Genomic DNA, 7,656 nt, shown 5'->3' with positions numbered 1-7,656 from the left:
CGTAAGTTTAGGCGAGTGTCACAGTTGCGCCGGTAGCGCCGGGTTGCCGGCCCTAAGATCACGGAGATGATGGAAAGGGCGGGTTCGCTGCAATTCGAGGCGACGAAAATGTTCACAAATCCTGGTGTGCCCAAATGTTCCCCTACTCCGGGACCCTCTTGGAAATTTCGGCTGCTCGTGCTTTACTCACCCTTCGCTTGCAGGACCGCTCCGGCGGGCTTTCGTTTCGGGCCGCACTTCCTCTTGCCAGCTATGAGCTTGGACCGTAAGGGGTGTTCCGCGAAAAGGCAAGCGATTTGTGAGTTCGTATGGCGGATTGCCGAAGGCAGTCCAAATCTGGTCCAGTCGAGATTTTTCGTTAACCGTGAGCTTTGAAGCCCTTTTTGTCTTGACGGACTCGTCGATTTGTGGTTAGTTCCCATCGGTGTTGATCTAAGGAACCTGGCTATGCCTCGAGTCCCTGTCGATAGGGGAAGGTTGGAGAGGGACTCAGGCAGGTCTTAGTTCGCGGAGCTTGGAAGGAGGCGAGGATGGACCCTACGGTTAGTATCGCAGCTGATAGGAAGTCGGTGCCCAGGCACCATAAGGACCTGATGAAAGCATTTTCTTGGAAGTTGCTGGGTTTCGTGGCGCTGGCGCTGGTGGTGGGCGCATCCTCTCGGGTGCATGCTAAAGTTGCTGATACTTGTAACGGAGCGCTGCAGATCAGCTATCCTGTGGTTCAGAACCCGAACCTCCAAGGTTCCATCGACACTGTCCGACTCATCGTCGGGGCTAATCTCATAGAGGGTGGGACTCACATGACGCTCACCTCAGTCGCCTTCGATCTGGCCTGTGCAAACGGAACAGCAACCGCAACAGGGTGCACTCGCCAAACCGACATCATTGCCTACCTAGGCGATGGCACCATCGTTTCAACTTGCGGGGGTACCATTGCGTCGAACTTTATTTTGGGAACACATAGCCAAAATGAGCTTGTGTTTACCTTTGGTACGCCCCTCATCATTACTGCAGGTACCCAAAACTTTTGCACCATTGACTTTCAAATACAGAAGCTCGCTGGGTCAGACCCTGATGCCACGCCTTACGATATCGAGCAGCTTGCCTTCTTCTCAGACGCTACATGCAATACCGTTCCAATTTTGCATGCGGGAAACGTAGTCACGGCATCTCTTGCTGAGGCGACCCCGACCTCGACGCCGACGAATACGAACACACCGACGCAGACGCCGACGCCGACCCCGACGCCGACGAATACGCCCACCAATACGCCGACGCCGACCCCGACGCCGACGCAGACACCCACCAATACGCCGACGCCGACCCCGACGCCGACCAACACGCCGACACAGACGCCGACGCCGACCCCGACTCCAACACAGACGCCGACGCTGACGCCGACACCGACTCCGACGCCAACGACCACGCCGACGCTGACGGCGACGCCAACGCAGACGCAGACGCCGACGAGAACCCGGCCGCCGGTTCCAGTGGTGCCGTCGCCGACGTCACCGGCTGGCTTGCTGCTAATTGCCGGCCTCGGTCTCTCGATGGCCTGGATGCTGGCGCGTATGGCACGGGCCGGGCGCTAAGTAACTAGACGTTCGGTTGAGCACATGAGGGGAGGAGCGATTAGCTCCTCCCCTTTTTATTGTGCCGACGGCACGGTGAAGTACAGAAGAAATTCCTGATTGCCTTTCGGGCCCTTTATCGGCGACGGGCAATCCCCGTGGTAGGTGAGGCCTAGCGCCTTGCCGCAGTTGCTGACAGTGTCGACTGCAGATTCCTGCAGTTTCGGATCGCGGACCACTCCGCCTTTGCCGACCTCTGCTCTGCCGACTTCGAATTGCGGCTTCACTAGCGGCAGAATGATCGCGCCCGGGACGACCAGCTTGATTACGGCCGGAAGCACCAGGCGTAACGAGATGAAGGACACATCGATCACGGCCAGCTCCGCCAGCTCCGGAAGCTTCACCGGGTCGAAGGCGCGGATGTTGGCGCGCTCAAACAGCGTGACGCGCGGATCCTGGCGCAGCGCCCACGCGAACTGACCGTAGCCGACGTCGATGGCGAAGACGTGCCGCGCGCCCCGCTGCAGCAGGCAATCGGTGAAGCCGCCGGTCGACGCGCCGACATCGACTGCAATGAGGCCGCGAACGTCGATGTTCCAATGCGTCAGCGCGGCGTCGAGTTTGAGACCACCGCGGCTGACGAATGGAATATCTGCGCCACGGACTTCCGGCGTGGCATCTACGGGCACCAGCGCCCCGGGCTTGTCGACGCGCTGGCCGGCAACCCAGACCTCTCCCGACATGATGAGCCGCCGGGCGCGTTCGCGGCTGCCGACCAGGCCACGGTCAACCAGTAGCTTGTCGAGGCGTTCGCGTTTCGCGGGCATCAGGCGCTACAGGCACGCGCCACGACGAAGCGCGCAATCTCACGCAGCGGTTCGGCTGGGTGATCGAACGAGCGCAGCGCCCGTAGCGCGTCAGCGAGCAACTCTTGAGCCCGTTCCTTCGCTGCCGGCAATCCCAGCACGGCCGGGAAAGTTGCCTTGTGTAGCATCTGATCGCGCCCGCTGTCCTTTCCCGTGAGGGCGGTGGGACCCTCTGCGTCCAAGATGTCATCGGCAACCTGGAAAGCGAGGCCGATGAGTTCTCCATAGCGTGTCAATTGACGCAACTGCTGCGGCCGTGCTCCACCCAGAAGGCCGCCGGCACGGACGGCAGCGCGGATCAGCGCACCGGTCTTGCGGATGTGAATGAACTCCACCGTCGGCAAGTCCGCCGCCGTCTGTTCCGCCTCGATGTCCGCCGCTTGCCCACCGACCATGCCGTGTGCGCCGGCGGCGGTGGCAATTTCGACCATGGCCTGGAGTGCCTGGCTCTGCTGTGTGCCTGACCGGACAGCGGCCTCGGCCATGATGCGGAATGCCTCGGTCAACAGTGCATCGCCGGCGAGGATCGCGACGCCCTCGCCGAACACCCGGTGGTTGGACGGCTTGCCGCGCCGCATGTCATCGTCGTCCATCGCCGGGAGGTCATCGTGAATCAACGAGTAGGTGTGGATCAGCTCGAGCCCGCACGCAAACGGCAGCACGGGAGTAACCGTCCCGCCCACCGCTTCACTGGCTGCGATGGCGAGGATCGGCCGGATACGCTTGCCACCGGAGAACAGCGAATAGCGCATCGCCTCATTGAGTTTGTGTGGCGGCAAGGTTGTCGGGATGCAGCGTTCCAAAAAGCGGTTCACCCGCTGCTGTCGGTGTTCAAGGTAGCGTGGCAGGTTCACGTTGGTCGCCTCCTGCGGTTACAGGTCTGGCTGGCTGAGGCAACGGCTGTTCGTGCGTCTGGTCGAATCATTCCTTGAGCTCCTGCTCAGAGACGGGTCGTAGCCGTACCGCTCCTTGCGCGTCATGGCTCAAGAGTTCGATTCGGGCCTCCGCTTCGGTGAGACGCTGGTTCAGCGTCCGTACCAGTGCGATCCCGGCTTCGAAGGTGGCCAGCGCCTCCTCTAGCGGCAGGTCGCCGGTCTCGAGGCGGGCAACGATGGCCTCCAGCTCTGCCATGGCGTGATCAAACTTCTTGACGTCTTTGGAATCTTCCATGCTGTGCTCCAGCTGAGGGTTCTTCCGCCGCGGCGTCATCTGTTTCTCCCTTTGAAGATTCTAGTTAGCACCGGTGTCCTCGACACGCACCCTGGCGGTTCCGCGGGCAAATACCAAGCGCAAGTCGTCTCCGATCCGCAGACTGGTCGAGTCACGAATCACCGTACCGTCGTCGGCGCGCCGGGCGATGCTGTAGCCGCGGTGGAGTACCGCCAGAGGGCTCAGCGCCTGCAATCGTTCGGCCGCGCCCCGGAGTTGCTGCTGCCCAAAGCGGAGGCGTCCGGTCGCTGCCCGCAGCGCGCGTTCACTCAGCTCATCGACACGCTGCTGCACGGTTTTGAGGACCTGGCGTGGGTCGCGTAGATGCCGCGCCAGGGCCGCCACGTGTTCGTGCTCACGGCGTATCCGCCGCTGCACTCCGAGCCGCAGGGCGAGCGCGTGTTTGTCCAACTGGGCGACGAGATCGCGCTGATCAGGCACAACCATGGCTGCGGCGGCGGTGGGTGTGGGGGCGCGGCGGTCGGCCACCAGGTCGGAGATGGTCACGTCCATTTCGTGGCCGACCGCCGACACTATCGGCGTACGCGATGCGGCGATGGCGCGCGCAACGCCTTCATCGTTGAAGGCCCAGAGGTCCTCGATCGAGCCGCCGCCACGTCCAACGATGATCACCTCCACGCTCGGCACTCGATTGAGGTCTGCAATCGCTTGCACGATGTCAGGGGCGGCGCCTGTTCCCTGTACGCGCACCGGCCGAAGGATGACGTGGATGCGTGGACATCGCGCCCGCAAGACGGCCAACAGGTCATGAATGGCCGCACCCTTCAACGCGGTGACGATGCCGACGCTCTGGGGGAGGAAGGGCAGCGGGCGCTTGCGTGACTCGGCGAAAAGACCCTCGGCAGCCAGGCGCTTTTTCAGTTGTTCCAGCGCCAGTTGCAGGCTGCCGAGACCCCGGGGCTCCATGGCCTCGGCACAGAGCTGTAAACCTCCACGGGCTTCGTAGACGCCGACGTGGCCGCGGACAATGACTTCCATGCCGTCCTCAGGCCGAAAGGGCAGGAGCTGATTCGCGGACCGGAACATCACGATGGCGATCTGGCTGCGCTGATCTTTGAGGGAGAAGTAAAAATGACCCGACGGCGGCACACGGAAGTTGGAGATCTCGCCGACGACCCACACCTCGTCAAAACTGCTTTCGAGCCTTTCCCGGATACGTTGATTGAGTTGTGAGACCGTGAGGACCGTGGTCAACGCGGGCAGCCCCAACGGCAGTTGCATGTTCGGACTGTAACAGAAGGATCAACGCGGGGACAAGGATCGGTCCCGGACGACAGTCGAAGCCGGCACCACGTCAACTCCCGCCGCGGCAAAGGTTGGAATTGCGGCCCGGAGCGTCACCAGAGTGGCTTGCGTAGCGTGGCCGGTCGCGATCGTGTCGCCGCGGGTTCGCGCCGTTTCCACCACGGCCTGCAATTCATTCTGGATGATCTGCTCGTCGTCCGTATCGCCCAGGACGACCGTGTTGTCAGCGCATCCAACAGCCATTGAGGCGGCCACCTCGCAAGTATCGTGCAGCGAAGCATCACCGGCGCCTACGACGAATAGGTTCTTCTCCTTGAGGGCCTTCAACAGCGACTGCAGGTGTTCGTGATCGCCGGTGAATGGTGGTTGAAAGCGGCTGGTGATGCCGACGGCGTGGGGCACTGCCGCCAGGTTTTGGGCCAGCCAGCGCGAGAGGCCGCCGCGCTCGGTGCTGGCTGGCGGGGTAGGGGAGGGAGCGCTGTTTGGCCGGTGGTCCGCCTCTGGCTCGAGTTGCAGCAACACCTCGCGGTGAAACAGCGTTGCCAGTTCGGCTACCTCTTTTGAAAACGGCTGGAACGGCTTGATGGCGAACGTTACCGGCGCATCGATTCCGGCCAATGCGCGTGCGATCAGCAAGTCGCTCCCGAGGTCGCCGATGATAATCACAGCGCGGGGGCGGTGCGGGAGCCAATGGAGTGCGACGGTATGGGTCAATAGCCCGTCCACGCCAACCTGCACAGTGGCTCCGTCGGTTTCCTCACTGACGTTCAGCGTGACCCCCGGAGCGGCGGTACGGGCCGGATCGAACCACTGCGCGATTTGACCGGACCCCTCGGGCTTCGGCAGGGTGATTTCGTAGCGCCGGTGAAACCAGCGGACCGCGCCGGCGCCTCGTGCAGCCATGGTCGGGGTGGGGAACGGCAGCGCCACCTGGGACAGCGCAGCCGTTACTCGATCGATCCGCTCGGGAAAATCAGCCGCCCAGTCCGAATGCAACTGAGGAGGAACCGCAACGGGTGCTTCCGGACCCTGCTGCAGCGCGGACACACTCAGGAATATGAGCACGCCGAGGCCGCAGTTGAGGAAAAAGCCGAGAATTCTGGCCATAGAACGAGGCGCTGCCAGGCCTGAGGCAGCGTCGCTACCTGTGCGCCGAAAGACGGCTGTGGATCAGGCGCAGCCGGACCTCACAGCCATCGGCGTCCGTGGGTCATGGCGCGTTCTGCGCTATGACTGTCTTGAACACGTTCCAGCTTTTCAACAGATCGAGAGCGCGGTCCAGTTGCGGATCCTTGCCCAGCTCGCCTTCGTGTAGGGACAGCGTCTCCGCGGATTCTTCCTCGATCTGTTTCGGTTCCGTAGAACCAGGAGCGCCTTTGTCCTTGTGTCCGAAGTGACGAGGCAGGTTTTCTTCGCGAATGGTCGGGAAGCTTGGGCCACCTTCGGCCTTGGCCTGCACGACGTTGTTTTCGACCACGACGTCCGGCGTGATGCCGGTGGCCTGAATTGAGCGTCCGTTTGGTGTGTAGTACCTCGCCGTCGTCAATCGGATTGCCGCAGTTTCATCCAGCGGCAAAATCGTCTGAACCGATCCCTTGCCGAACGTTTGCGTGCCGAGGATGAGCGCGCGCTTGTGGTCCTGCAAACACCCGGCGACGATTTCCGAGGCGCTGGCGCTGCCGCCGTTGACCAAAACGATCATCGGGAAGTCGGTGTGGCTGCCTGCCCTATGGGCAAAGTACTTCTGCTTTTGGCTTTCCAGCCGGCCATCGGTGTAGACGACCAGACCGGAGTCTACGAACTCGTCCGATACCTTGACGGCCTGCGTGAGCAGGCCACCGGGGTTGTTCCGGAGGTCGAGAACCATCCCGGCAATCGGCGCACCGTTCTCCTGCTCGAGGTTCGAAAGGGCATGCTGCAGATCGTCATCCGTCCGTTCTTGGAACTGCGTGACGCGCAGGTAGGCGTACCCCTTCTCCAACATGTGTGACTTGACGCTCTGAATCCGAATCACCTCGCGGGTAAGAGTGTGCTCGATGAAGTGCGCCAGGCCTTCGCGCCGCAAGGTGAGACGGATCTTGCTCCCCTGCGGGCCGCGCATTTTCTTTACCGCCTCGACCAGCGGCATGTCCTTCGTGTACTCATCCTGAATCTTGATGATCTGATCACCTGGCTTGATGCCGGCCCGATAAGCGGGCGTGTCTTCGATCGGGGAGACAACGGTGAGCACGTTGTTCCGGGTGGTGATTTCGATACCCAAGCCGCCAAAGCTGCCGCGCGTATCAACCTGCAACTCCTTGTACAAATCCGGAGGCAGGTAGCCGCTGTGAGGGTCGAGTGCGGCCAGCATTCCGGTGATGGCACCATCGATGAGCTGCTTGGTCGTTACCGGATCCACGTAATTCTTTTGAACTAGAGCCAGAACGTTGGTGAAGACTTCAATGTTCTCGTAGGTCTCCTTGGCTACTGCCGAGACGCGGCCGACGAGACGCCCACCGAACCACAAGACGACTGTCACGCCGAAGACGAGAACGATGGTACGCAGCCTTTGCTTCCGGGTGCCCATGTACAGTGATACCTTTCTCTACCGCACTCTAACAGTTTCTGCCGACGATGCCAGTGATTATAACTGAATGGCCGCGGACTCACAATTGACGCTTTCGCGCCGCCAAAACCGGCTTACTTTTCGCCCGGTCCTTCCAGACAATCGGTCGAGCCAACAGGAGTTGGACCGACCACGGAGG

The 7,656-nt window shown here is 61.7% G+C and carries 7 protein-coding genes; 1 reads left to right on the top strand and 6 read right to left on the bottom strand.

All coding sequences use genetic code 11. From position 1 onward, the window contains the following. The first annotated feature begins 530 nt into the window (after positions 1 to 530). Positions 531 to 1,592: a hypothetical protein gene (locus VF515_07985; GenBank protein HEX7407572.1), complete on the top strand. Its 1,062-nt coding sequence runs from the start codon at positions 531 to 533 to the stop codon at positions 1,590 to 1,592. 56 nt (positions 1,593 to 1,648) lie between these two features. On the opposite strand, the gene VF515_07980 is transcribed toward VF515_07985, so the two are convergent. The 6 genes from VF515_07980 to VF515_07955 all read right to left on the bottom strand — a co-directional run bounded on the left by VF515_07980 (position 1,649) and on the right by VF515_07955 (position 7,478). Continuing rightward, positions 1,649 to 2,398 (bottom strand): TlyA family RNA methyltransferase, encoded by a 750-nt coding sequence (locus tag VF515_07980; protein HEX7407571.1) that lies wholly within the window; start codon positions 2,396 to 2,398, stop codon positions 1,649 to 1,651. Beyond that, on the bottom strand, positions 2,398 to 3,291 hold the full coding sequence (locus VF515_07975; GenBank protein HEX7407570.1) for a farnesyl diphosphate synthase: 894 nt from the start codon (positions 3,289 to 3,291) through the stop codon (positions 2,398 to 2,400). The genes VF515_07980 and VF515_07975 overlap by 1 nt, the downstream gene beginning before the upstream one ends. 67 nt (positions 3,292 to 3,358) lie before the next feature. Then, on the bottom strand, positions 3,359 to 3,607 hold the full coding sequence (locus tag VF515_07970; GenBank protein ID HEX7407569.1) for an exodeoxyribonuclease VII small subunit: 249 nt from the start codon (positions 3,605 to 3,607) through the stop codon (positions 3,359 to 3,361). 60 nt (positions 3,608 to 3,667) lie between these two features. Then, a complete protein-coding gene (xseA, locus tag VF515_07965; protein ID HEX7407568.1) occupies positions 3,668 to 4,888 on the bottom strand; it encodes an exodeoxyribonuclease VII large subunit in 1,221 nt (406 codons plus the stop codon). Between the two features lie 21 nt (positions 4,889 to 4,909). After that, entirely contained in the window at positions 4,910 to 6,019 is a 1,110-nt protein-coding gene (locus tag VF515_07960) for a divergent polysaccharide deacetylase family protein (GenBank protein HEX7407567.1), read from the bottom strand. A gap of 103 nt (positions 6,020 to 6,122) precedes the next feature. Further along, a complete protein-coding gene (locus tag VF515_07955; GenBank protein HEX7407566.1) occupies positions 6,123 to 7,478 on the bottom strand; it encodes a S41 family peptidase in 1,356 nt (451 codons plus the stop codon). Positions 7,479 to 7,656: the final 178 nt, after the last annotated feature.

This window comes from Candidatus Binatia bacterium, from assembly GCA_036382395.1.
GTDB lineage: Bacteria > Desulfobacterota > Binatia > HRBIN30 > HRBIN30 > JAGDMS01.
This window is presented reverse-complemented; position numbering and strand designations above follow the sequence as displayed.

Bases quoted from the DNA above. Each gene is read 5' to 3' on its own strand.
- VF515_07955 (HEX7407566.1), bottom strand. From the start codon at position 7,478: ATGGGCACCCGGAAGCAAAGGCTGCGTACCATCGTTCTCGTCTTCGGC.
- VF515_07985 (HEX7407572.1), top strand. From the start codon at position 531: ATGGACCCTACGGTTAGTATCGCAGCTGATAGGAAGTCGGTGCCCAGG.
- VF515_07980 (HEX7407571.1), bottom strand. From the start codon at position 2,398: ATGCCCGCGAAACGCGAACGCCTCGACAAGCTACTGGTTGACCGTGGC.
- VF515_07970 (HEX7407569.1), bottom strand. From the start codon at position 3,607: ATGGAAGATTCCAAAGACGTCAAGAAGTTTGATCACGCCATGGCAGAG.
- xseA (HEX7407568.1), bottom strand. From the start codon at position 4,888: ATGCAACTGCCGTTGGGGCTGCCCGCGTTGACCACGGTCCTCACGGTC.
- VF515_07960 (HEX7407567.1), bottom strand. From the start codon at position 6,019: ATGGCCAGAATTCTCGGCTTTTTCCTCAACTGCGGCCTCGGCGTGCTC.